Annotated in this window: 22 protein-coding genes; 8 read left to right on the top strand and 14 right to left on the bottom strand. The window is 66.8% G+C overall.

The annotated features are described in order from the left end of the window. Nucleotides 1–50: 50 nt before the first annotated feature. The 5 genes from HK401_RS08580 to HK401_RS20680 all read right to left on the bottom strand — a co-directional run bounded on the left by HK401_RS08580 (nucleotide 51) and on the right by HK401_RS20680 (nucleotide 3,288). Nucleotides 51–1,337, bottom strand: a complete 1,287-nt coding sequence (locus HK401_RS08580) for a Cmx/CmrA family chloramphenicol efflux MFS transporter (protein WP_181274234.1) — start codon at nucleotides 1,335–1,337, stop codon at nucleotides 51–53. After that, nucleotides 1,334–2,014 (bottom strand): TetR/AcrR family transcriptional regulator, encoded by a 681-nt coding sequence (locus HK401_RS08575; RefSeq protein ID WP_181274233.1) that lies wholly within the window; start codon nucleotides 2,012–2,014, stop codon nucleotides 1,334–1,336. Before HK401_RS08575 ends, HK401_RS08580 begins: the two co-directional genes overlap by 4 nt. A gap of 65 nt (nucleotides 2,015–2,079) precedes the next feature. Continuing rightward, a complete protein-coding gene (locus tag HK401_RS08570) occupies nucleotides 2,080–2,424 on the bottom strand; it encodes a VOC family protein (protein WP_181274232.1) in 345 nt (114 codons plus the stop codon). Nucleotides 2,425–2,531: 107 nt separating this feature from the next. Further along, on the bottom strand, nucleotides 2,532–3,098 hold the full coding sequence (locus HK401_RS08565; protein ID WP_258234115.1) for an SDR family oxidoreductase: 567 nt from the start codon (nucleotides 3,096–3,098) through the stop codon (nucleotides 2,532–2,534). After that, nucleotides 3,085–3,288, bottom strand: a complete 204-nt coding sequence (locus HK401_RS20680; RefSeq protein WP_258234081.1) for an SDR family oxidoreductase — start codon at nucleotides 3,286–3,288, stop codon at nucleotides 3,085–3,087. Before HK401_RS20680 ends, HK401_RS08565 begins: the two co-directional genes overlap by 14 nt. Before the next feature lie 99 nt (nucleotides 3,289–3,387). Between HK401_RS20680 and HK401_RS20675 the strand changes: the two genes are divergently transcribed. After that, nucleotides 3,388–3,615, top strand: coding sequence for a TetR/AcrR family transcriptional regulator (locus HK401_RS20675; protein ID WP_258234114.1), 228 nt, complete (start codon nucleotides 3,388–3,390; stop codon nucleotides 3,613–3,615). A 9-nt stretch (nucleotides 3,616–3,624) separates the two neighbouring features. Next, nucleotides 3,625–4,056: a TetR-like C-terminal domain-containing protein gene (locus tag HK401_RS20670; RefSeq protein ID WP_258234080.1), complete on the top strand. Its 432-nt coding sequence runs from the start codon at nucleotides 3,625–3,627 to the stop codon at nucleotides 4,054–4,056. Between the two features lie 71 nt (nucleotides 4,057–4,127). Here HK401_RS20670 and HK401_RS08555 read toward each other — a convergent pair whose 3' ends face one another. Together HK401_RS08555 and HK401_RS08550 are read right to left on the bottom strand one after the other, a co-directional pair. Further along, nucleotides 4,128–4,646: a DinB family protein gene (locus HK401_RS08555; protein WP_181274231.1), complete on the bottom strand. Its 519-nt coding sequence runs from the start codon at nucleotides 4,644–4,646 to the stop codon at nucleotides 4,128–4,130. Next, on the bottom strand, nucleotides 4,643–5,023 hold the full coding sequence (locus tag HK401_RS08550) for a DUF488 domain-containing protein (protein ID WP_181274230.1): 381 nt from the start codon (nucleotides 5,021–5,023) through the stop codon (nucleotides 4,643–4,645). Before HK401_RS08550 ends, HK401_RS08555 begins: the two co-directional genes overlap by 4 nt. Nucleotides 5,024–5,185: 162 nt before the next feature. Between HK401_RS08550 and HK401_RS08545 the strand changes: the two genes are divergently transcribed. The 3 genes from HK401_RS08545 (at nucleotide 5,186) to HK401_RS08535 (ending at nucleotide 9,758) form a co-directional block, all read left to right on the top strand. Next, nucleotides 5,186–6,331, top strand: coding sequence for a Dyp-type peroxidase (locus tag HK401_RS08545; RefSeq protein WP_181274229.1), 1,146 nt, complete (start codon nucleotides 5,186–5,188; stop codon nucleotides 6,329–6,331). Beyond that, the gene (locus tag HK401_RS08540; protein WP_181274228.1) at nucleotides 6,328–7,128 is read left to right on the top strand and encodes a family 1 encapsulin nanocompartment shell protein; all 801 of its coding nucleotides are present in this window, start codon (nucleotides 6,328–6,330) and stop codon (nucleotides 7,126–7,128) included. The genes HK401_RS08545 and HK401_RS08540 overlap by 4 nt, the downstream gene beginning before the upstream one ends. A 512-nt stretch (nucleotides 7,129–7,640) precedes the next feature. After that, nucleotides 7,641–9,758 (top strand): HNH endonuclease signature motif containing protein, encoded by a 2,118-nt coding sequence (locus HK401_RS08535; protein ID WP_181274227.1) that lies wholly within the window; start codon nucleotides 7,641–7,643, stop codon nucleotides 9,756–9,758. Nucleotides 9,759–9,787: 29 nt separating this feature from the next. Here HK401_RS08535 and HK401_RS08530 read toward each other — a convergent pair whose 3' ends face one another. Genes HK401_RS08530 through HK401_RS08510 form a run of 5 tightly spaced genes read right to left on the bottom strand, consistent with a single transcriptional unit; the run spans nucleotide 9,788 to nucleotide 14,958 of the window. Next, the gene (locus HK401_RS08530) at nucleotides 9,788–10,426 is read right to left on the bottom strand and encodes a TetR/AcrR family transcriptional regulator (protein ID WP_181274226.1); all 639 of its coding nucleotides are present in this window, start codon (nucleotides 10,424–10,426) and stop codon (nucleotides 9,788–9,790) included. Continuing rightward, nucleotides 10,416–12,080 carry an AMP-binding protein gene (locus HK401_RS08525; protein ID WP_181274225.1) on the bottom strand — a complete coding sequence of 555 codons (1,665 nt, stop codon included), beginning with the start codon at nucleotides 12,078–12,080 and terminating at the stop codon, nucleotides 10,416–10,418. The genes HK401_RS08530 and HK401_RS08525 overlap by 11 nt, the downstream gene beginning before the upstream one ends. Nucleotides 12,081–12,121: 41 nt before the next feature. Further along, nucleotides 12,122–12,889, bottom strand: a complete 768-nt coding sequence (locus tag HK401_RS08520) for an SDR family NAD(P)-dependent oxidoreductase (RefSeq protein ID WP_181274224.1) — start codon at nucleotides 12,887–12,889, stop codon at nucleotides 12,122–12,124. A gap of 55 nt (nucleotides 12,890–12,944) precedes the next feature. Continuing rightward, the gene (locus HK401_RS21030) at nucleotides 12,945–14,090 is read right to left on the bottom strand and encodes an acyl-CoA dehydrogenase family protein (protein WP_181274223.1); all 1,146 of its coding nucleotides are present in this window, start codon (nucleotides 14,088–14,090) and stop codon (nucleotides 12,945–12,947) included. 34 nt (nucleotides 14,091–14,124) lie between these two features. Further along, the gene (locus HK401_RS08510; RefSeq protein WP_181274222.1) at nucleotides 14,125–14,958 is read right to left on the bottom strand and encodes an enoyl-CoA hydratase-related protein; all 834 of its coding nucleotides are present in this window, start codon (nucleotides 14,956–14,958) and stop codon (nucleotides 14,125–14,127) included. 116 nt (nucleotides 14,959–15,074) lie between these two features. Here HK401_RS08510 and HK401_RS08505 point away from each other — a divergent pair, with 116 nt between their 5' ends. Further along, a complete protein-coding gene (locus HK401_RS08505) occupies nucleotides 15,075–15,713 on the top strand; it encodes a hypothetical protein (RefSeq protein WP_309135940.1) in 639 nt (212 codons plus the stop codon). Nucleotides 15,714–15,787: 74 nt separating this feature from the next. On the opposite strand, the gene HK401_RS08500 is transcribed toward HK401_RS08505, so the two are convergent. Next, nucleotides 15,788–19,129 (bottom strand): S41 family peptidase, encoded by a 3,342-nt coding sequence (locus tag HK401_RS08500; protein WP_309135939.1) that lies wholly within the window; start codon nucleotides 19,127–19,129, stop codon nucleotides 15,788–15,790. Nucleotides 19,130–19,216: 87 nt separating this feature from the next. Here HK401_RS08500 and argS point away from each other — a divergent pair, with 87 nt between their 5' ends. Beyond that, nucleotides 19,217–20,956, top strand: coding sequence for an arginine--tRNA ligase (gene argS / locus HK401_RS08495; protein WP_181274220.1), 1,740 nt, complete (start codon nucleotides 19,217–19,219; stop codon nucleotides 20,954–20,956). Between the two features lie 29 nt (nucleotides 20,957–20,985). Then, nucleotides 20,986–22,254 (top strand): MFS transporter, encoded by a 1,269-nt coding sequence (locus HK401_RS08490; protein ID WP_181274406.1) that lies wholly within the window; start codon nucleotides 20,986–20,988, stop codon nucleotides 22,252–22,254. Nucleotides 22,255–22,399: 145 nt separating this feature from the next. Here the strand turns inward: HK401_RS08490 and HK401_RS08485 are convergent, their stop codons facing one another. Then, nucleotides 22,400–23,176 (bottom strand): hypothetical protein, encoded by a 777-nt coding sequence (locus tag HK401_RS08485; protein WP_258234079.1) that lies wholly within the window; start codon nucleotides 23,174–23,176, stop codon nucleotides 22,400–22,402. Between the last annotated feature and the right edge of the window lie 25 nt (nucleotides 23,177–23,201).

Below are 23,201 nucleotides of genomic sequence, written 5' to 3'. Positions count from 1 at the left end.
GGCGGGGACCCCGAATCTGCGGGTCGCTCAGGCGCAGAGTCGCTGGGCTCTCAGGCGCAGCAGTCGGCGTTGCTCTCACCGACGACGGCGTCCGTCCTGTCAGTGACGTCGGCGCTCGCCCGCACCTGCCACCATTGTTCGACGCGGATGGCCACGGTGACGACGCCGAGTGCGGCGACGGCGAGCGCAATGGCGACGAGGACGGGCGCCCGGAAGCCGAATCCCGCGGCGATGACGGCTCCGCCGAGTGCCGGTCCGACCGCGTTGCCGACGTTGAATGCCGAGGTGTTGACGCTGGCTGCAAGTGTGGGAGCCTGTGTTGCGATCTGGAAGACTCGGGCGTTGAGCGCGCCGGCGATCGAGAATCCGCTCGCTCCGACGAGGACGATCATCACAACCGCCGCCCAGCCGCTGCCTGCGGTGAACCACAGAGCGGCGAGGCTGAGCGCCAGCGCGATGAGGCTGCCGACGATATTGCCGAAGACGTTCCGGTCCGCGAGGCGTCCGCCCACGACGACCCCGATGAAAGCGCCGACGCCGAAGGCGGCGAGCACTCCCGGCACGAGATCCTGGGACAGGCCGGCCACCTGAGTGAGAAGCGGGGAGAAGTAGGAGAAGGCGGCGAAGACTGCGGCCTGGAACAAGGCTGTCGTCGTCAGTGCCAGCCAGATCCGCGGGCCTCTGAAGGCGGCGAGCTCGGCCCGCAGGAGGGTCGGGAGGTGTGGGGCCGCCTCGGCGCGTTCATCATTCGTCGTTCGAGTCGTCAAGGCGATGAGCACCGCGGCCAGTGCGGTGACGATCGCGATCGCCCAGAAGGTGGCGCGCCAGCCGAACTGGGTGCCGATCCATGTGCCCATGGGCACGCCCACGAGGTTGGCGACGGTGAGCCCGCCGACGAGGCTGGCCAATGCGCGGCCATGCACCTCGACGGGAGCGATCCGCGTCGTATGCACGGCGGCGACGGCCCAGAATCCTCCGCACGCGATGGCCGAGAGGACCCTGCTGAGCATGAGGATCGAATAGCTCGGGGCGAGGGCGGCGAAGATGTGGAGGGCGGAGAACGCGACGATCGTGATGATCATCGTCGCCCGGCGGGGAAGCTTGAGCGTGAGCAGGGCCATCGCGGGCGCGCCGACGATCATGCCGACGGCGAATCCGGTGATGAGCAGACCGGCCTGGGGAATGGTGATAGCCAGATCTGCGCCGATCGGTTCGAGGATGCCGGCGATCATGAACTCGCTCGTGCCGAGGCAGAAGATCACGGCGGCCAGGAGGTAGACCTGAGCCGGCACTCGGGTGGGGGATGCTGTCGTGGAGCTCGGAGTGTGAGCGGTCATGAGGGGATGCTGCCTTCCGTGGGGCGCGTCGGGGTCGGGGGAGGCGTCGGCGTCTCGGGCAGGGTCGGATGTTCGGGCAGGGTCGCCGCACCTGCGGGCGTGCACAGACCCGTGACGAAGGCCCGGGTCTGAGAGAGGACCTCATCCTCGGGCATGACGCGGGCGGCGATCCGCAGTCCGGCGAGCACGCTGTAGATGAGTCGGGCATGCACCAGCGGGTCGAGTTCGGACCGAATGTGCCCGGAGCGCTGACCGCGTTCGAGCAGGCTCCGGTAGGTAGTCAGCCAGGCTTCCCGGTCGGGGTCGAGGATCGTACACACGGCATCGACCTCGCGGCCGAGTTCGGCCGCGGTGTTCGCCGAGAGACACCCGGTGCGCTTCTCGTCCTCGCACTGCATCGCCAGCTGTCCGCCGAGGCGGTGGTAGAGGAGGATGGGCGCCGGCTCCTCGCTGCTGTCGAGTTCGGTGCGTGCCGGGATGCCGGTGGCCGTGTAGTCCCGCAGGGCGCGGAGGAAGACGGCGTCGAGGCTCTCGAACGTGTTGTAGAAGCTCGAGCGTCCGATCCCGGCGCGCTCGCAGACGAGTCCGACATCGGTTCCGGCGTAGCCGTGTTCGCTGAACACGGCGATCGCGGCATCGATCACCACCTGCTCGTCGAAGCTCTTCTTCCTGCCCATGAGGCGAGCCTAGATTATTTTGGACAGATCTGTCCAGTATTGAAATATGGCCGGGGTCGGGCGGCTCAGCCGAGGATGCAGAACTCGTTGCCCTCGGGATCGGCGAGGACGACCCATTCCTCGTTCCCGGTCTGCCCTACATCGACACGACGCGCTCCGAGATCGAGGAGGCGGGCAACCTCGGCGGCCTGATCATCGGGACGGAGATCGAGGTGAAGACGATTCTTCACGACCTTCTCCTCCCGGTCGATGCCGACGATGATCCCCGGCAGGCGATCGGGCGACTGGCGGATCTCGATCTCCGTCTCGTTCTCATCGACGATGACCCAGCCGAGAGCCTCGGCCCACCACCGCCCGAGCGTGAAGGGATCGGGCGAATCGATGACGATCTGCTCCCAGGTCAGTGACATGTGCCCAGCCTAGGTGCGGACGGCCGATCGAGACAGAGGGGGCGGTGGTCCTTCTCAGTGCTGCGGGGGTCACCCCTCGCGGATGAACTCTCTGTTGCTGCGGAGTCTCAACGGGTGGTGTATCCGCCGTTGGCGAAGATCGTCTGTCCGGTGATCCACCATCCTTCGGTGGCGAGGAAGCGGACGATCGGTGCGATGTCCTCGATCTGTGTGAGCTGGTTGCCCAGCGCTTGTGACTTGTAGAACTCCACGCGCTCCGGGGTCTCCTGGCCGTAGAAGAACGGGGTGTCCATCGGCCCCGGTGCGATGGCCGTGACCGAGATCCCGCGCTCGCCGAATTCCTTTGTCGCCGCGCGGGTGAAGTGCTCGACGGGACTCTTGCCTCCCGCGTAGGTCGAGTAGCCGTCGGTGAAGGCGGCGAGCAGCGCGGTGACGATGGTGATGATCTTCCCGCCCTCACGCAGATGCTTTCCGGCCTCCTTGATGAAGAAGTAGGCGGCCTTGGAGTTGATGTCGAACATCGCGTCGTACTCGTCCTCGCTCGTCTCGACGATCGGCTTGCGCAGGACCTTGCCCGTCGTATTCACCGCGATGTCGATCGTGCCCAGGGCCGTCTCGGCGTCGGTGAAGAGCCGTTCGACGGCGGTCGCGCGGGTGAGGTCACCCGTGAGCAGGACGCCCTTGACCCCCCTGCTCCTCGACCGCTGCGAGCGTGGCCTCCGCCTCCGACAGGGAGGATTCGGAGTTGTAGTGGATGGCGACTTTCGCTCCGGCTTCCGCCGACTGACGAGCGATGAGCCCGCCGAGGTTCTTCCCGCCGCCGGCGATGAGGACGTTCTGGTTTCGGAGTGTGGGTTCGGTCATGATCGCTCCTGGCGTATCGCTGCTATATGTTTCTATATCGACAATACACTACACTATAGCGATATGACATAGACATCTGCGGTCGATACACGAACCCGGCTGCTCGATGCGGCGGCCGGCCTCATCGCCGCAGCTCCCGGGGAGGACTTCTCACTGCGCGCAGTGTGCGATGCCGTCGGCGTGAAGATGCCCACGCTCTACCACTTCTTCGGCAGCAAACAGGGCCTCATCGACGCCGTGATCGCCCGGGGCTTCGACATGTATCTCGGGGAGAAATCGGCGATGGAGTCGAGCGGGGACCCGATCCAGGACCTCCGCGAGGGATAGGACGCCCACGTGTCGTTCGGGCTGAGAAACCCCGGTTTCTACACCCTCATGTACGGCAAGGTCCGGCCCGGCCATACGCCGGCCGACCAGTCGCGACCCAGTGAGATACTGAGAGCCCTCACCGCCGAGGCGGCCGCACAGGGCAGACTGGTCGTCGACTCACGGCAGGCTGCCGCCCACATCCTCGCGACGAATGTCGGACTCACCCTTAGTCTGATCATCCTCGGACACGACGACCAGGAGCTCTCGGTCGCAATCCGCGAAGGGGTGCTCTCCTCGATCACGGGCATCGCGAAGACCGACCGGAGGGACGAGAGACTCGGTCATTCGGTCATCGAGTACGCGGTCGCGCACCCCGAGATCCTCGGTTCGACGGAGACTCAGCTGCTCGTCCAATGGACCCAGCGTCTCGGTGAGCACGTCGACCGATCGGACGAGTGACCGCGCCCGTCCCCTCGTGCTGTCCACGGCGTGAGACCGGTGCTCCAGGAGAAAGTCGACTCGCCGGTCCTTCAGCCTTCCACGTCGTGCAGATGATGACGGACCTCGTGGAGTCCGTATCGCGTCAGTGAGGCGATCGTGAACTCACGCCCGTCGGCACGCAGGCCGGTCCGCTGCCACTGATCCTCCTCGAGGTCGGACAGCGTCGCGGCGTAGACGGTTGCGGCGCGCTCGAGGCCCGCGAGCACCTCGGGGGCAGTCTGTGCCCGGTAGTCGGATTCGAGGGCGACGGCATCGCCGTCGAAGTTCGGCAGGGTCGGAGCCTCCTCGGCGAGCACGAGCAGCGTGCGTCCACCGAATTCGGTGAGGACGTCGCGGAGGTGTGCGGCGTATTCGACGGTCGACCATCGGTCCACGCGTGGCCGGTCGGCGGCGTCGGGCCGAGCGAGCACGGGCGCCCAGGAGGCGGCCGCCTCGTCGATCGCGATCCGGGCGCTGAGCAGGTCCCCGTCCCCGGTGAATCCGCATTCGGTGCACCCGGCGTCGAGCACCTCGGCCCAGTCCTTCGTGTTCGGTTCGATCTCGCTCATCCGTGTCTCCCGCTGTCGAGGGTCTTCTTCAGCACCGCTGCCTGGCTGATGTCGTCGCGTTTCGAGGCCGTGAGCAGGGTGAGCGCGCCCTTCGCGGCGATGTCCTTGAGCCGGTCGAGCGCCTCGGTGCGGGTGTCGTCCTTGAGTTCGTCGCGATAGCGGCGGGCGAACTCGTCGAACTTGTCGGGGTCGTGCCCGTACCACTGGCGCAGCTCGGTCGAAGGGGCCACGTCCTTGAGCCACTCGTCGAGGTGGGCGTGCTCCTTGCTCACTCCCCGTGGCCAGACCCGATCGACGAGGACTCTGGCGCCGTCGGATGCTTCGGGATCGTCATAGATGCGGCGCACCCGGATCCGTGGATCGTCCGAGGTGGTCATGGTCGTTCACTCCCTCCGCTCGCTTGTCTCCCAGTGTAGGACGCGGGGCGGATTCGCTCCTTGCCTTCGCGTCACACCCCGAGCGTATAGTGGGCATCCCAAGCACGATGAAGCGGTCTGCGATGGGCCGATGGCGAATCTGCAACTCGAGGAGATGATGCAGTGACTGTCCGGAGCGAGGCGTTTCCCAACGGTGCGAATCCCCAGCATGTGCTCGGTCCGCCGGCCCCCTCGGCGATCTTCCTCGTCCTCACGGTTCGCCCCGGAGCAGAGGAGACGGCGAAGGACTTCCTCGGCGATATCGCAGGGATCGTCCGGTCCGTCGGATTCCGGGCACGGGAGGACCACCTCAGCTGTGTGACCGGCATCGGCGCCGAACTCTGGGATCGGATGTTCCACGCCCCTCGACCGGCGCAGCTCCACCCCTTCATCGAACAGCGCGGAGATGTGCACACCGCCCCGTCGACACCCGGTGACCTGCTGTTCCACATCCGTGCCCGGCGGCAGGACCTGTGCTTCGAACTCGCCCGACAGCTCATCGCCTCGTTAGGCGATGCGGTCGCCGTCGTCGACGAGGTGCACGGATTCCGGTACTTCGACGAGCGCGACATCATGGGCTTCGTCGACGGCACCGAGAACCCGGAGGACCAGGAGGCCGTGGACTCGGTCTTCCTCGGCCCCGAGGGGGAGGAGTTCGAGGGCAGCACCTACGTCATCGTCCAGAAGTACACGCATGACCTGTCCGCATGGGAGTCGCTGCCCGTCGAGGAACAGGAGGCCGCCTTCGGTCGGCACAAACTCTCCGACATGGAGTTCCCCGACGAGGACAAGGCGTCGAACTCGCATCTCACCCTCAACTCCGTGGAGAGCCCCGACGGCACGGAACACAAGATCGTGCGCGACAACATGGTCTTCGGCTCCGTCGAGTCCGGTGAATTCGGCACCTACTTCATCGGGTACGCGGCCGATGTCTCGGTGACCGAGCAGATGCTCGAGAACATGTTCATTGGCAAACCGCGCGGGACCTACGATCGGATCCTCGACTTCTCCACAGCGGAGACCGGGGGCCTGTTCTTCGTCCCGGCCCAGGACTTCCTCGACGATCCCGACGGTCAGCTGACCGCGGCGGATGCGGCCGTGACCGGAGACGCCGGTCCCGAAGCCGCGGGCGTCGCCGCACCGGGAGGACCGGCCTCGGTCGATCCTGACGATGATTCTGTGGACGCGGCGGACGAGCCGAGCACTGACGAACCACAAGCGGACGACGGCAGCCTCGGAATCGGCAGCCTGAGAAGGAGAAGACAGTGAACAACCTCTATCGCGACCTCGCTCCCATCACCGGCCCTGCCTGGGCGGAGATCGAGGAGGAGGCCAGGCGCACATTCAAGCGCAATATCGCCGGTCGTCGCGTCGTCGACGTCGAGGGGCCGACGGGCTTCGAGACCTCCTCGGTGACGACCGGACACATCCGCGACGTCCAGTCGCACTCCTCTGGGCTGAACATCCGGCAGCGCATCGTCCAGGAGTTCGTCGAGCTTCGGGCCCCATTCACGGTCACCCGCCAGGCCATCGACGACGTCGCCCGGGGCTCCGGTGATTCGGACTGGCAGCCGGTCAAAAACGCGGCCACGACCATCGCCATGGCAGAGGACAGGGCGATCCTCCACGGGCTCGATTCGGCGGGCATCGGCGGAATCGTCCCGAACTCCTCGAACGCCGCTATCGCGCTCCCCGACGCTGTCGAGGACTACGCGGACGCGGTGGCCCAAGCCCTGTCGAGCCTGCGCACGGCGGGAGTCGACGGGCCCTACAGCCTGCTGCTGTCCTCGGACGAGTACACGAAGGTGTCCGAATCGACCGACCACGGTTTCCCGATCCGCGATCACCTCTCCCGCCAGCTCGGCGCCGGCGAGATCGTCTGGGCTCCGGCCCTCGACGGTGCCCTCCTCGTGTCCACGCGCGGCGGGGACTACGAGCTCCACCTCGGCCAGGACCTGTCCATCGGCTACCTCGGCCACGACCGTGAGACCGTCGACCTCTACCTGCAGGAGACCTTCGGATTCCTCGCGCTGACCGACGAGTCCAGCGTGCCGCTGCATTCCTGATCGACCTGCTGTGAGTGACGCGGGCCTGCAGCGTGTGACGCAGTCTCACTGTGAGTGATGACCAAGCGTAGCTGCGGGTCCGGCGGTTGCTGCCGGAGCCTGCAGTCACCTCGGCGCTGTCCGAGGCATTCGCCTTCCCCGATGACACTGTTGTGAGGTCTGATCGCAGCGCGTCCCCTGCTCGTCGGAGGCAGCGTTCCGCCCATCGTCCGTGGCGACGACTTCGAACCGCCCATCGACGCAGAGCTCGCATCGCTGTATACGGGCGATGACGGTTGTCTTTATCTGCTCTATCGCCTTCCGCGCGACTGATCACTGTCCCTTGGGCCGGGATGAGAGGTGTCGCTCGGCGGAGGGCTGAACCTGTTCGAACGGACACTCGAAATCTCTTGGCTAATATGTCTATAGAGAAATATGTTCGATTCAATTGCGAAAAGCTATGGACAATGAATACGACTGCGGAGTACAATAGGGGAAAGCATTCACAGAGACGTGAAAGGCAGGGGAGACCGATGAAGGATCAACAGGATCCGAATGATGACGAGTTCGATCCTGTCTCGAATTCCTCGTCCTCTGAAGTCCTGCCGGACTCGGGGCAGATCGGATACGTGCAGCGCCCCTCGAGCATCGGACCCGACTCACCGAGGCGACTCGACGTCGCCGAGGATTCCCCCTTGTTGCCCGTGGTCAGGGTACTGGGAGTGAGCACGAGCGTGCAGCTGGCCGAACTGCGATCCATTGCCAAGGCCTTCCTCACCGAGGCGGTCGAACGCCTCAATCTCAGGCCGAATGTCGACAAGAATATCTCCGAGTACGCGACCTTCGGCGAGACGCTCGAGCGCTTTCTTGCCGCAGCCGAAACCGAGATGAGTGCGAAGTCCGGAACGGACGAAGTCGTCGCCCCGGTGAGCTGTGAATCCGCGCTGCAGGCAGCACTTGAGTCGCGACCCGACTTTCCCGGCTTCCACCTCGGAGAGACCTTCGACAGGTGGGTCCACAAGCTCGCAGAGATTGAGGATGTGGCCGAACTGGCCGCAGTGTTGGGCTCGACCTCCGGGCAGACATTCGGCAAGATCGTCACGGCTGTCACCATCGTCCATGGGCTGCCCAAGTTCCTCGCGCGCTGCTGTGCCGGCGAGTTCACCATCGAACACGTGAACGCCGCGGCCAGGACGGCCAAGGACCTGTCCTTCGAGTCGTTGCCTGAGCTCGACGAGTACTTAGGTCAGCGACGGGCCGATGTCACCATCGACACCTTCAGGAAATCACTGTCGATGAAGGCCACCTCCATGCAGGACGAAGACGACCGTTCCGACCTGGCGTCACGGCGCCGTCGGGTGTCGATCACCACCTACAAGGACGGAACCGCCTCGGTGGTGCTGAGCGGACCCGCAGCGGAACTCAAGGCGTTCCACCAGCGCCTCGAAGCCTTCGCCCGTGCGATCAGACACGGAAACTTCGCATCCCTCGTCGCCACCGACGTCAATGATGTCGACGTCAGCGAACTCGGCAGCATCGACTCGCTCATGTACGACATTGCGACTCGCGTGGCCCCGCAGCTGACCATTGAAGTCACAACGAATGACACGCAGAACGGAACAACCACCGTCAACCAGATCCCCTTGGACCTGCCCGATCAGGGAGTTCCCACCGCGGCGGCGATCGTCAACACGGTCAACAATGCAACCGACGGGGCACAGGAGGAAGCGGAACGTGCCGCGACGACCGCTGGTTCCACCACGGTCTCGACCGTCATCAAGATGGTGATGCCGACTCACGGCCAGTGGCTTCGCGAACAGGCGAAGCTTCTGGTCACAGTGCCGTTCCTGACGCTGGCAGGCGAGTCACGGCTGCCTGGAATCTACTCCGACGGTTCTCCGATTCCCGCCACCGTCGCACGCGCGATTGCTGGGGAGTGCTCGACTTGGACTCGGATCATGACCGATCCGGTGACCAGGACTCCGCTGGACGCGAGATCGCAGAACTACCGCATCCCCGCAGATGTCCGGCTGCCGCTCGCCGCGAAGTGGCAGGCATGCTCGGTGCCGGGGTGCGCCCGTCGGGCGGAGACGTCTGAACTGGACCACATCATCCCCTTTGACCACGACGATCCCGCAGCGGGCGGACAGACCACCTTCGAGAACGGGCACTACCTCTGCCGCCCGCACCACCAGGCGAAGACCGACCGGAAATTCAGTATCCGCAGAACCTCGGACGGTTCGGTGGAGTATGTCTTCGCACACGGAGTGACCGCCGAGGCAATGCCGCCGGACAACCCGATCAATGCTCGGCACGCCGAGTTGTTCACCGAGTTCGGCAGCCCACCGGACTCACAGCAGAACAGGCCGGACCCGCCCCTGAAACCCTCCCCGAGCCCGCCCCCAGTCGCTCCGAGCACGTCTCCGGAGGAGGCGCTGGGTCGGCCACGGAGACAACCGGCACCGGCCGGTCTCGCGAACGACCGCGAAAGCCCCAGCGCGAACCATCTGCCCGACCGGCCGCGCCGCAGGAGCCAACAGAGAAAGGACCAGAGAGGCAGAGTATCCACCACGGAAGAGCAGGTCGACCCGTGGTCGGGGCAGCGGCCCGCGAACATCAACTGGAATGCGTGCGAGCCCCCACCCTTCTGAATGCATCGATCCGTCCGAACCGTGAGCTGCTAGCTCGAGTCGGTCCCGGCGCTGAGGTTGCTGAGTATGAGGGTGCGCACCTGCCGGTCGATATAGGTGTCGAGGTCGAGACCGATCTTCTGGAAGTACCAGTGCTTGAGTGCCCACATGTGTGCGATCGACATGAGGTCGTGCCCGAGAGCCTGCGCATCGACATCGCGCAGATGACCGGTCTCCACCGCCCCGGACACGACATCGATGAGCGGCTGCAGGGTCTCGAGCTCCTGTTCCTGAATCGAACTCAGCCCATCCTTCGACAGCGACCGCGAGGCCTGATAGGTGAGAACGACAGCGTGCCGCTGTTCGCCGACGATCCGGCAGAACTCGGAGAACGCGGCGATGACCTTGTCCACCGGGTCAGCCGCCTCGGCGATGGCAGACGGAACGCGCAGCCGGAACTCTTCGAGCACCCGGGTGATCGCGGCGAGTACGATCTGCTCCTTATCGGAGAAGTACTTGTACAGCAGTCCGACGCTGACCCCACCGGATTTCGCGATCGCCTGCATCGACACCGAATGAGTGCCCTTCTCCTGCATCAGGCGCACCGCGGCATCGACGATCTGCCGTTCCCGGAACTCCGCCCGGGCACCACGGACGATGGCGTTGAGATCTGCGGATTCAGCTGACATGGTCGGCGGCGACTTCCTCTCTGAGCTTGAACTTCTGAATCTTACCGCTCGGAGTCCGCGGGAACTCGTCGAGGACCTGCAGAGCCTCGGGCCAGTACTGCTTTGCCACTCCCTTCGATTCGAAGAACTCACGCAGATCGTCCATCTCCAGGCTCTGGCCCTCGACCAGGGTGACGACCGCACACGCGATCTCCTGCAGCCGCGGATGCGGCACCGCGACGACCGCGACCTGAGACACCGCCGGATGCTCGTAGAGGACGTTCTCCACGTAGGCCACCGGAATGTTCTCACCGCCGCGGATGATGATGTCCTTCGACCGTCCGGCGATCCGGATGAAGCCGTCCTCGTCCATCTCCGCCAGGTCACCCGTATCGAGCCAGTCGCCGTCGAACGCCTCCGCCGTCAGTCCGGGTTCCCTGAGGTAGCCGACGAACAGGAACGGGCCTTTGACCTGCACCTTCCCCTCTTCGCCTGCGGGCACCGGTGCACCCAGCGGGTCGACCACACGCACCTCCATGGACCCGAGAGCCCGGCCGTCGGTGCCCGTGACCTTCTCCTCCGAATCGCCCGGGGCGGTCATCGTGACCAGACCGCATTCGGTCTGCCCCCAGCCGCCGAACACGCTGAGCCTCGGCAGGAGTTCGCGCGCCTCATTGACCATCACACGCGGGATCGGGGCACCCATGCAGCAGAAGTGCTTGAGCGAGGACAGATCGTGCTCGGTCGTCTTCGCGGCTTCGAGCAGGTCGTGGAGGAACGGGGTCGCCCCGGAGGTGTGCTCGATCCCGTACTCGGCGACGAGGCGGACGAAGTCCTCACCGTTCCACACATCCTGGAACACTCCGGTCCCGCCGATGAGCAGCGGCAGGCACACTCCGTACATGTACCCGGTGAGATGGCCGAACGTCGAAGCCATGTGGATGACCGACCTCTGACCCAGCCCCAGATGGTCCGGCCAGGGCAGGGCCGCCGCAAGCACCGAGTTGTGCGTGTGCATCACGCCCTTCGGGTCGCCCGTGGTGCCCGAGGTGAACAGGATGAGTCCGACATCGTTCGGATCGGGACGGCGTTCGGCCCAATCGATCGATTCCAGCGGCGAGGCGGCCGTACCGCGACCGAGGAAATCCTGCCACCGTTCGAAGCCGTCCCGCGCGTCGAACGGAGTCTCACCCGGAGAGTCGAGCACGATCGTGTGCGTGAGCTCCGGCAGGTTCGCCCGCAGCCTGTCGACCATGTCCGGGTAGTCGAACTTGCGGAACCGGTTCGGCACGAAGAGGACGGAGACACCCGCCTTCTTCGCCATGTACCCGATTTCCCGGTCGCGGTAGATCGGAATGAGACCGTTCGTCGCGGCCCCGGCCTTGATGGCGCCGAGGTGGATGACCAGCCATTCGTACCAGTTCGGCAGGTGAATGCCCACGACGTCGCCCGGTGTGATCCCGATGTCGACGAGTGCTCTGGCACAGGTCTCGACGTCGGCAGAGAGATCCGCATATGTATGCGCTCCGTAGGGGTCCCGGGTGACGACGGCATCCGGACTCTGTCGGGTCCAATGCTCGAGGTGGTCGAGCAGCGTCTGGTTCTTCCAGTCGCCCGCCGTGGTGTGCTTGTCGATGAGGGCGTCGGTGAGGGTGTTCTCGAATCGTGTGGGCATGTCAGGGCTCCTTTGCTCTGGTGGTGCTTGGGCCGTGGTGCTCAGGCCATGGTCAGTCCGCCGGAGACGGACAGGGTCTGGCCGGTGACGTAGGCGGAATCGGGCCGGGCGAAGAACGCCACGGCGTTCGCGAGGTCATCGGGGTGGGCGAGTCGGCGCATCGGGATGGCCTTCTCAAGCGCGGTGCGCAGCTTCGGGTTGTCGGCCGAGATCTCGGCGAACAGCGGGGTGTCGGCAGGTCCCGGGCACACGCAGTTGGCTGTGATCCCGTGCCGGGCGACCTCGCGGGCGAAGGTCTTCGTGAACGAGATGATCCCGCCCTTGGCCGCCGAGTACACCGCCTCGCCGCTCGATCCGACGCGACCGGCGTCGGATCCGATGCTGATGACGGCACCGGATTCGGCGGCGATCATGTGCTCGGCCGCCGACTGCGTGCAGTTGAGCGTGCCGAGGAGGTTGATCGCGATGACCTTCTGCCAGGTTGCCGGCGTCGAATCCATGAACGGTTCGACCTTGTCCCACCCGGCGTTGTTGACGAGGACATCGATGCGACCGAAACGCTCGATCACCTCGGCGGTCATAGCGTCCACGGCCGCCCGATCGGTGACGTCGACGGCCAGGCCGATCGAATCATTGCCCAGCGTCGAGGCGGTGTCCCCGGCCTTCTGTGCGTCGAGGTCGGCGACGACGACGGTGGCACCGTCGGCGGCGAGACGGTCGGCGATGCCCTTGCCGATGCCCGAGGCGGCTCCGGTGACGATGACGATGCGGTCGGTCAGAGGTGCGGTTGCGGAGGTGTTGTCTGACATGGTGGTGTCCTTCCTGTGGAGCGTGGAGTGGGCGGAACCGATGAGTCCGCCGGGTTCAGGGAGCGAATTCGCGGCCGGCGGATTCCCGGGCGATGATGAGCTTCATGATCTGTGCGGTGCCGTCGCCGATCTGCATGCCGAGCACATCGCGCAGCCGCTTCTCGACGTCCCGGTCCTGCTTGTACCCGTTCTGGCCGTGGAGGAGCAGGCACTGGTGGATCGCATGGTAGGCCTCGAGCGGAGCCCACCATTTGCACATGGCCGCCTGAGAGGTGTGCGGCAGACCCTCATCGCCGAGGCGGAGCGTGTCCAGGCACAGCAGCCGGGCGGCGGCGATCTTCGTCTCGGCCTCGGCCAGCGGGAACGATACGCCCTGGAACTTCGACAGGGGCTGGTTGAAGGCCTGCCGGTTCTTCACATAGGCCCAGGCATCGTCGATCGCTCGTGACGCGGTGCCCACACACTGCAGTCCGATGAGGGCGCGGGAGAAATCGAAGCCCTGCATGACCTGGGTGAACGCACCTCCGACCTCGCCGAGGAGGTGGTCGGCCGGCACTCGGACATCGACGAAGTCCACGCTGCCGCGGGCGACAGCGGCCTGCCCCATGTCGACGATGGGTGTGCGGGTCACCCCGGGTGCGTCGAGATCGACGAGGAAGGCCGAGATGCCCTTGCCGCGCTTGGCATCGGGATCCGTGCGGGCGAAGATCACCGTGGCCGTTGAGGTCATCGCCAGCGACATCGACTTCGTGCCGTTGACGATCCAGTCATCGCCGTCGCGGCGGGCGGTGGTCGACGGGTTGCCCGCGTCCGAACCGGCATCGGGCTCGGAGAGTCCGATGGCCACCGTCGCGTCACCGGAAGTGATCTGGCGGCAGTAGTGGGCGGCCACCTCGGCGTCGGCATTGCGGGCGATGACCTGCCCGATGAGGGACCCGACGACCTGGATGTAGGCGACGGGGAGGTCTCCACGGGCGATGGCCTCGGTGACGAGGCCGGCCGTGACCTTGCCCAGGCCCTGCCCGCCGAGGTGGTCGGGCAGTTCGGGGGCGATGAGCCCGGACTGACCCATCTCCCGGGTCACGTCGGCGCCGATGCGACCGGCGGCCTCACGGTCGCGTGCCTCGCTGATGAGCCTGTCCTCGAATCCGGCCGCCGCCTCGAGGAGGGCCTTGGCCTCGGGGGAGAGTGAAACGTCCACGGTGATCCTTCTGCGATTGTCGGGTCTTCGGGGTTCAGTAGGCGCCGTCGAAGCGGCTGAAGTCGGGGTCGCGCTTCTCGGCGAAGGCGGCGGCACCTTCGTGCGATTCGGGTGAGTGTGCGTAGAGGTCGAGGGCGCTCATGGCGAGGTTCGTGAAGCCGGTCTGCATCTCGGAGTCGGCGTTGAAGGACTGCTTGAGGAAGCGCAGAGCGGTCGGTGCCTTGAGCCCGAGTGCCCGGGCGCGCTCCTTGGCACGGGGGATGAGCTCATCGGCCTCGACGACCTCGTTGGCCAGCCCCCACGATTCGGCCTTCTCTGCGTCGATGAGTTCGCAGAAGTACCACATCTCGCGGGCGCGCTTCTCGCCGATGACGCGGGCGAGGAACGCCGAACCGTAGCCGGCGTCGAAGGAGCCGACCTTCGGACCGGCCTGCCCGAAGCGGGCGTGGGAGGCGGCGATCGTGATGTCGCAGATGGTGGAGAGCACATTGCCGCCGCCGACGGCGACGCCGTTGACTGCGGAGATGACGGGTTTGGGCACCGAGCGGATGACCTTGTGCAGCTCGGAGATGCGGAACATGCCGTAGCGGCTGGGGCCGTAGTCACCGGTCTCGGCCTTCTGCTTGACGTCGCCGCCGGCGCAGAAGGACTTCTGCCCGGACCCGGTGAGGATGATCGAGCGCACGCGATTGTCGCCCCACGCCAGGGTGAAGGCCTCGATGAGTTCGTCGACGGTCTGCGAACGGAAGGAGTTGAAGGATTCGGGGCGATTGATGGTGATGACGGCGAAGTTCTCTTCGACCTCGTAGAGGATGTCCTCGAACTCGTCGGTCGCGGCCTGCTGAGTCGTAGTCGTGTCTGTCGGCATCGGTGCCTCCTCGATGAAAAATGAATCTGTGTTCACACCCAGTGAACATCAGTTCACAGAAGAGGTCAAGAGGTCAGAATCACCTCATGCGGCCGGGATGGTGCAAGAATGAACCCGTGGAGCTCCTCCGAAGAAGGACGGAGTTCACCGACGAATGGACGACGATGACTTCGGAAGCACCGGAACCGACCACCCCTTCGACTCCCGGCCGTACGCCCGCGACAGGGGCGGAGATCGGCGCCCTCATCGGAGGAGCGTTCGGACTGCTGTTCCTCATCATCAACAGTTCGCAGTTCTCTGCGTTGGGTCGCACTCTGGTCATCGCGCTCGGAGCTGTTGTGTTCGCGGGCATCCTCGTCTTCGCCGTGCGGGGCCTCGTGCAGCGCCGTGGCGCAGACTCCCGGGAGGACAGAGCGCGGCGGGAACCTCCGTTCGGTCGCGCTTACTGGATCATCGTCCTCATCGAGGCGATCGCTCTGTTCGCGGGGGCACGCCTGCTGGCGAGTTTCGGCCACCCGGAACTCGGAGTGGCCTGGGTGGCCGTGGTCGTCGGCACCCATTTCTTCGCCCTCGGAAAGGTCTTCGGACTCGATCGCTTCCATGTGCTCGCGACCGTCGTCACCCTCTGCGGAATCGGCGGGTTCATCGCCTTCTTCGCGGCCGCGCCCGCCTTCATCCCGGTCATCAGCGGAGTCATCTCAGGCTTCGTGCTGCTCGCGTTCGCGATGTGGGCCCTGGTGCCGGTCGAGCGGTGAGCCTCTACCCGACGCGGCACCGACGCCTGCGCCGGCGGTTTCACCCACTTAATTGTCCGGCGTCGTCCTCCCTATCAGGCGTCGGCCCCCTCGGCAGGGCCGTCCTTCTTCGGCGACTGTACGCGCGGAGGCGGGAACTCCGGCGGCGCAGCGGCAGGACGGGCCTCCAAACGGTCGAGCACCTCGGCGATCGCACGATCGAGCTGCGGGTCATCGTCGGCGAAGAGCTGACCCGGATCGTGCTCGACCTCGATATCGGGATCCACACCGTGGTTCTCCACGCCCCACTCCTTGCCCTCGAGCCAGAACGCATAGCGCGGCTGGGTCACCCCGGTGCCGTCGACGAGGTCATAGCGGCCGTCGATGCCGACGACCCCGCCCCAGGTGCGCACGCCGATGACCGGGCCGATGCCCTTGGCCTGGACGCGGGCGTTGATGATGTCGCCGTCGGAGCCGGAGAACTCGTTCGCCACGAAGGCCACCGGTCCCCGCCTGGCATCCTCGGGATCGGGAACCATCGCATCGTAGTTCCGGGCGGCGTTCCACGCGATGACCCGGTCGGCGAAGCGTTCGGCCACGAGCGCGCTCGTGTGCCCGCCCCGGTTGAACCGGACATCGGCGATGACCCCCTCGCATCCCATGGCCTGCCGCAGATCGCGGTGCAGCTGCGCCCACCCGTTCGACATCATGTCGGGCACGTGCACATAGCCGACGCGTCCCTGCGACTTCTCCGCCACGTACTCCCTCCGGGAGCGCACCCAGTCCTGATATCGCAGCTTCTCCTCGCTGGCCAACGGGATGACCGCGACGGTGCGATCCCTGCGCCGTCCCCGCCGCAGCGTGAGCTCGACGATCGAATCCGCGGCCCCCTGCAGATGAGCGGCCGGACCGGCCACCTCGTCGACCGGCTGACCATTGACGGCGACGATGACATCACCGACAGCGGCTGCCACCCCGGCCTGCCGCAGCGGCGACCTGGCGGCGGGTTCACTGCTCTCACCTGGCAGGATGCGGGTGATCGTCCACCCGCCGGCGGCCCTCTCCAGATCCGCGCCGAGGAAGCCGAGCTTCGTCGACGAATCGTCCGACCCATTGCCCGGCCCCGAAGGCGGGGTGACATAGGCATGCGAGGTGTTGAGTTCGCCCACGGTCTCCCACAGGATGTCGACGAGATCGTCATGTGTCAGCGCCTTCGCGGCCACGGCACGCCAGCGCAGGGTCACCGACTCCCAGTCGACCCCATTCATGTCCTCGCGCCAGTAGTGGTCGCGCATGATCCGAGCGTTCTCCTCGAACATCTGCAGCCATTCGGCGCGACGATCGAGTTCGAAGCGCAGCCGGGAGGTGTCGACGGAGACGAACGCGTCGTCATCGGCTTCGACCTTCCGATTCGCCGGGACCACGGAGATGTCGCCGTCGGTGCGGACGACGATGAGCTTGCCGTCCCCGGTCACCTCGTACTCGTCGGCCGCGTCGACGACGGTGACCAGCTTCCGTTTGGCGAAGTCGAAGAACTGGACGGCCTGCTTCGGCTTCTCACCGGCATCCCCGGCCCGCTTCGTGCCGAGCTCGCCGTCCTCGGCATCCCCGGTGCGCATCCACAGCAGCCCGCCATCGGCCGACTCGAGATGCTCGAACACCCCGGAGGCCACGGGGAACGGCAGGATCCGTTCCTCCGCCCCCTCGAGCTCGACCTCGGCAGTGGTGACCGGCTTCTCACCGCGGCCGCGTTCGGACTTCGATTCCTCGACCACCTCGCCGATCGCCCATCCGCTCGCGCTCGGGCCGAACGGGGCCGGTTCGTCGGCGGCCAGCGGCAGCAGCCACGGACGGGTCACGCCGTTGAAGGACAGGTCGAACGAATGCTGGTTGTAGGCCGGGTCGAAGGTGCGGTCGGACAGGAACGCGACGTACTTCCCGTCGCGGGTGAACGCCGGCGAGGCGTCGTTGAACTTGCCGCTGGTCAGCGGCTGCGCGTCCCGGTCCGACTTCACCTCGACGATCATCAGCTGCGCCAGCTGCTCCTCGCCCTGCGTCGGCTGCGACCACACGAGGTACTTCCCGTCGGGGGAGAACCTCGGGGTCCTGGCCTCACCGAAGCCCGAATGCCCGACCAGCCGGGTGCGGCCGTTGCCGACCTCGATGAGCCGGATCGATCCGTCGTGGGAGATCGTGGCAAGCGTCTTCCCCGCCGGGTCCGCGCGCAGGTCGAGGACCCGACCCAAGGCACCGGCCCCGATCCGCCGAGGCGGCTTCTCCCTGGTCACGGAGGCGACCTCGATCGCGTCCTCCCCGTCGACGTCGGTGACGTACGCGGCCAGTCCGGTGGAGCCGAGGACGACGGGCTCGCGAGTGCGGATCGACGAATCCGCGCACAGCGCCCGGGCCGGTCCCTCGCGGTGAGCCAGCCAGAAGGTCTTCCCGCGCCACTCGATCACCGAGGCATTGCCGCCCTGATCGGGGCTGATCCGGTTGATCCCGGTGCTCGGGTCGAGGCGCAGCGGCTGCACCTGGGTGCCCGGCAGGGTCACCGACAGCGTGCGCACCTGCGCGTCGAGGCTGTCGAGGATCTTGATCTCACCACGGCTGTGCCACACGATGCGGGTGCCGTCGGTGGTGGCATCCCGCACGTACCCGTCGGCCTCGGCCTGATGGGTGAGCTGACGGGGTTCGCCGGCCCCGCCGGTGCCGTGACCGCCCGCTCCGTCTGCCGTCGCCGAGGCGGTTGTGGCCAGGCCGTCGATGATCCAGAGGTTCGCCTGCTCCGAGGCATGATGAGGAAAGGTCGCGGCGCGGTCGGAGGTGAAGACGAGGGAATCACCGACCCACAGCGGATCGGTCAGCGAGGCGGCGTCGTCGCGCAGCAGCCGCTGCCACTTCGCCCCGGTGCCGTCGGCGTCACCGGCACGATCGATCCACAGCCTCGGCGCCGTGCCTCCGCGGTAGCGCTTCCAATGTGCCGGGGGACGGGAGAACGGTGTCGACAATGCCGTGACGCCCGCGTGATGGCGGGCCAGGCCCGAGGCGCGGCCGAGCCGGAGGCGAGCGACGGAACCGTCGAGGCCGACAGACCGCACGACATGGTTGCGGACCTCGAACTCCCCGGCGTTCGCACCGACGAGGACATGCGTCTCATCGGCCCAGCCGAGCATCGTCATCGCCGACGAACCCAGCCAGGTCAGCCGACGCAGGACCCCGGTGGCCACCTCGGCGACCATGAGCTCGGGCTGGCCGGTGGCGAACGACACGAACGCGACGTGCGCGCAGTCCGGGGAGATCCGCGGTGAACGGACCCGGGCATGGTCCGAGGTCAGCCGCCAGGCGCGGCCGCCCGCGGCCCCGACGAGCCAGACGTCGTCGTCGGCGGTGAAGGTGATGAGATCGGCATGGATGTGGGGATAGCGAAGATAAGTCACGTGACCCACATTACAAGCTGACGTGCCGGCGTACCCCGCCCCGAGACCGATGCCCAGGCAACTTGCACGCGGCAATAGAATAGCCGTATGCCATCTCTGACTGCCACGCTCACCGATCGTTTCGCCGCTGCCCTCACCGCCGCCTTCGGCGAGGACTTCGCAGATCGCGATCCGGTCATCCGCAGCAGCCAGTTCGCGGACTTCCAGGCCAATATCGCCCTGCCGCTGGCGAAGGAGCTGAAGTCGAAGCCGCGGGACATCGCGACCACGATCATCGACAACCTTGAGGTCTCCGACATCTGCGAACCGCCGGAGATCTCCGGGCCCGGGTTCATCAACCTCACCTTCACCCCTGAATTCCTCGCCCGCACCCTCGAGGCCGGCGGAGCGGCAGCGGCACCGGAGAACGCCGATCCGCAGCGGATCGCCATCGACTACTCGGCGCCGAACGTCGCCAAGGAGATGCACGTCGGCCACCTGCGCACCACCGTCGTCGGCGACGCCCTGGCCCGGACGCACGAATTCCTCGGAAACACGGTCATCCGCCAGAACCACATCGGCGATTGGGGCACGCCCTTCGGCATGCTCATCGAACACCTCCTCGACGTCGGAGTCGACTCGGAGGCCGCCGCCGAGGTGTCGGAGAATCCGAACGCGTTCTACCAGGCCGCCCGGTCGAAGTTCGACGCCGACGAAGCCTTCGCCACCCGCTCCCGCTCCCGCGTCGTCAAGCTCCAGGGCGGCGACGAGGAGACACTCGGACTGTGGACGAGGCTCGTCGGCTACTCCCGGGACTACTTCAACCGCATCTACTCCCTCCTCGACGTCACCCTGCGTGATGACGACCTGGCCGGCGAGTCCACGTACAACGACGTCCTCGCCGAGGTCTGCGACGAACTCGAGGCCAAGGGGCTGGCGACGGTCTCCGACGGTGCCCTGTGCGTGTTCCCCGCCGGCTTCACCGGCCGCGAGGGCGAGCCCCTGCCGCTCATCATCCGCAAGTCCGACGGCGGCTACGGCTACGCCACGACCGACCTCGCGGCCATCCGCAACCGTGCGATCAACCTCGGCGTCGATCGGGCCCTCTACGTCGTCGGGACCCCGCAGGCCATGCACTTCGAGATGGTCTTCACCGTCGCCCGCGAGGCCGGCTGGCTGCCCGAGACGGTCAGCGCCGAACACGTGAAGATCGGCAATGTGCTCGGCTCCGACGGCAAGATCCTGCGCACCCGCTCCGGTGCCCCGCTGCGCCTGGCCGAACTCCTCGAGGAGGCCGTGTCCCGGGCGAAGGCGACCGTGGCCGAGTCGACCGTCGACTTCACCGACGAGGAGGCCGAGGAGGTCGCCCGCATCGTCGGCATCGGTGCGGTGAAGTACGCCGACCTCTCCGTCGCCCACGACACCTCATACACCTTCGACCTCGACCGGATGCTCGCCCCCATCGGCAACACCGCCCCGTACCTCCAGTACGCCGGCGCCCGCATCCGCTCGATCGGGCGCAAGGCCGAGGCCGAAGGCGTCGACGCCGCCGAGGTCGCGAACGCGGCGATCAGCCTCGAGCAGCCGGCCGAACGTGAGCTGGCCCTGTCGATCCTCGGCTTCGCCGACGTCATCGCCGAGGCGGCCGCGGGCTCCCAGCCCCACCGACTGTGCACGTACCTCTTCGATCTCGCCCAGGCCTTCACCTCGTTCTACGAGCAGTGTCCCGTGCTCATCGCGGACACCCCTGAGCTGCGGGCCTCCCGCCTGCGGCTGTCGGCGATCGTCCTCGAGGTCCTCGTCGCCGGTCTCGGGGTGCTCGGCATCCGCGTGCCCGAGCGCATGTGAGCACGCCGCCCCGCACCTCGCCGAAGCGGATGCTGCCCTGGATCATCCTGGGCATCGTCATCCTCGCGCTCAACCTGCGCACCCCGATCATCGCCCCGACGGCGATCCTGCCCAGGATCCAGGAGGGGACGGGCTTCAGCACGGCCGGACTGGGCATGCTCACCGGCCTGCCGGTCCTCCTCTTCGCACTCGCCACCCCGCTGGCCGGACGACTCATCACCCGCCTCGGCGCCGAGGCCACAGTCCTCTCCTGCCTGACGGGAGTGCTCGTGGGCACCGTGCTGCGCTCCGTCGGCCCCGGCTGGCTGGTGCTCGTCGGCACGGGCATCATCGGCCTGGCGATCACGCTGGGCAATATCGTCGTGCCCGTCATCATCCGCCGCGAGGTGCCGTGGGAACAGGTGGCGATGGTCACCGGGCTGTACTCGGCGATGATGAACATCGGCTCGATGGCCACCCTCATCGGCACCGGGCCGATGGCCGCCGCCTTCGGCTGGCGGTGGGCGCTGGCGGTCTGGGGTGTGCTCGCGCTCATCGGGCTCGGCTTCTGGATGCTGCTCATCCGCACCCGCGTACGCCGTGAGGGCGCGGCCCGGCGGGCTACCGAGGCTGCTGAGCATTCGACCGGCACCGATGAATCGACCGGCACCGAGGCGGCCGCCCCCGCAGCGAAGGTGCCGTGGAGTCAGGCGCCCGCCGCCTTCCGCGGCATCATCGCCCTGCTCATCGTCACGTTCTCCGGCCAGTCGATCGCCTACTACACGACGACGACCTGGCTGCCGAGCTACCTCGCCGACACGATCGGACTCGCCCCGGCCGCGGCCGGCAGCACGGCCTCCCTGTTCCAGATCGCGGCGATCCTCGGCGCCTTCGGGGTGCCGCTGCTGGCCGCGAAGTCGAAGCCGTGGGCGCCCGTGGCGATCGTCGCCGTCCTCTGGCTGTCCCTGCCGGTCGGTCTGCTGCTGGCGCCCGGCGCCTACGGCCTGTGGGCGATCACCGGCGGCATCGCCCAGGGCGGCGGCTTCACCGCGATCTTCTCGATCATCGCCCGCACCGCCGGCAGCGACGCCCAGACCGCGTCCGCCTCGGCGCGGGTGCAGGGCGGCGGCTACCTGGCCGCGACCCTGGCGCCGCCGTTCGCCGGGTGGCTCAACACGGTCACCGGGGGATGGACGGCGCCGCTGATGCTCATCCTCGCCGCCACCCTGGCATTCACGATCACGGGTCTGCTCGCGGCCCGTCGTGCCGGACGCATCCCGCGCGGGGGCGCCGGTCGCGAAGTCCTCGACGACGACTGAACACCCGCCGACACGGTCGCGGGTGCATTCCCGGGCACGATCCCGGATACGGCTGGGCAGACTGCTCTGTGCCGATGGTCAGTCACACAAACGCCGAGGCGGCCCATCGTGACGATGGGCCGCCTCGGCGGTGGGATCGGCGGACTCAGTGCTTGGAGTTCTTGTCCTCGTTCGCTGTTCCGGACTGAGCCTCGGCGGGCTTGACGGCCGGCTTCGGAGCCGGAACCTCGTCCTTCTCCTCAGTCGCGGACTCGGCCTTGGTCGAGGGCACCGCGGTCTGCGAGACCTGAGCGCTGGTGGCCTGGCGCGAGGCCGGGGTCGAACCGACCGGACGAGCATCGGCGGGGCGGTTGTTCGGCAGCGGGGTCGACCAGGGATCCTCGACGGGCTGCGCCTTCTTCCACACGTAGTACCCGATTCCGGCGGCCGAGCCGATCACGAGGGTCCACACGAGGGCGGCCTTCCCACCGCCGGACTTGCGTGCGGTGTCCTTCTGGATCCGCTTGCCGGCCTTGCCGAGGGCCTTGCGAGCCTTCTTCATCGCCTTCTTGTCACCGGTCAGGCGCACGGCCAGGTCATCGACGAGCTTCGGAGTCTCGACGGCGGCCAGCGAGTTGGCGGCGTTCGAGGCGAACTTGCCGGCGCGTTCGGTGGCCTCGGGGCGGTAGGACTCGAGCTTGTCGGCCCAGGCGTGGACCTGATCATTGGCCTTGTCGGCCAGTGCCTCGACCTGGGGACGTGCCTTCTCAGCGAACTCTTCGGCTCGTTCGGCCAGGGCTTCGACCTGCGGGCGGGCCTTGTCGGCTGCCTCGCGCAGCTTCGGGGCCGCGGTCTCGCTGGCATCGGCGAGGACTCGGAGCGACGACTGCTTCGCGGAATCGAGCTTCGAAGTGAGCTGATCTCGAGTTGGCTTCTTCGACATAAAACTTCCCAATCCTTAGATGTCG

This window comes from Brevibacterium oceani, assembly GCF_013623835.1.
Classification (GTDB): Bacteria; Actinomycetota; Actinomycetes; order Actinomycetales; family Brevibacteriaceae; genus Brevibacterium; species Brevibacterium oceani.
This window is presented reverse-complemented; position numbering and strand designations above follow the sequence as displayed.

Coding starts and splice junctions, on each gene's coding strand:
- HK401_RS08530 (WP_181274226.1), bottom strand. CDS start 10,426: ATGTCAGCTGAATCCGCAGATCTCAACGCCATCGTCCGTGGTGCCCGG.
- HK401_RS20680 (WP_258234081.1), bottom strand. CDS start 3,288: ATGACCGAACCCACACTCCGAAACCAGAACGTCCTCATCGCCGGCGGC.
- HK401_RS08580 (WP_181274234.1), bottom strand. CDS start 1,337: ATGACCGCTCACACTCCGAGCTCCACGACAGCATCCCCCACCCGAGTG.
- HK401_RS08510 (WP_181274222.1), bottom strand. CDS start 14,958: ATGCCGACAGACACGACTACGACTCAGCAGGCCGCGACCGACGAGTTC.
- HK401_RS08555 (WP_181274231.1), bottom strand. CDS start 4,646: ATGAGCGAGATCGAACCGAACACGAAGGACTGGGCCGAGGTGCTCGAC.
- HK401_RS08525 (WP_181274225.1), bottom strand. CDS start 12,080: ATGCCCACACGATTCGAGAACACCCTCACCGACGCCCTCATCGACAAG.
- HK401_RS08550 (WP_181274230.1), bottom strand. CDS start 5,023: ATGACCACCTCGGACGATCCACGGATCCGGGTGCGCCGCATCTATGAC.
- HK401_RS08575 (WP_181274233.1), bottom strand. CDS start 2,014: ATGGGCAGGAAGAAGAGCTTCGACGAGCAGGTGGTGATCGATGCCGCG.
- argS (WP_181274220.1), top strand. CDS start 19,217: ATGCCATCTCTGACTGCCACGCTCACCGATCGTTTCGCCGCTGCCCTC.
- HK401_RS08535 (WP_181274227.1), top strand. CDS start 7,641: ATGAAGGATCAACAGGATCCGAATGATGACGAGTTCGATCCTGTCTCG.
- HK401_RS08485 (WP_258234079.1), bottom strand. CDS start 23,176: ATGTCGAAGAAGCCAACTCGAGATCAGCTCACTTCGAAGCTCGATTCC.
- HK401_RS08490 (WP_181274406.1), top strand. CDS start 20,986: ATGCTGCCCTGGATCATCCTGGGCATCGTCATCCTCGCGCTCAACCTG.
- HK401_RS08520 (WP_181274224.1), bottom strand. CDS start 12,889: ATGTCAGACAACACCTCCGCAACCGCACCTCTGACCGACCGCATCGTC.
- HK401_RS08570 (WP_181274232.1), bottom strand. CDS start 2,424: ATGTCACTGACCTGGGAGCAGATCGTCATCGATTCGCCCGATCCCTTC.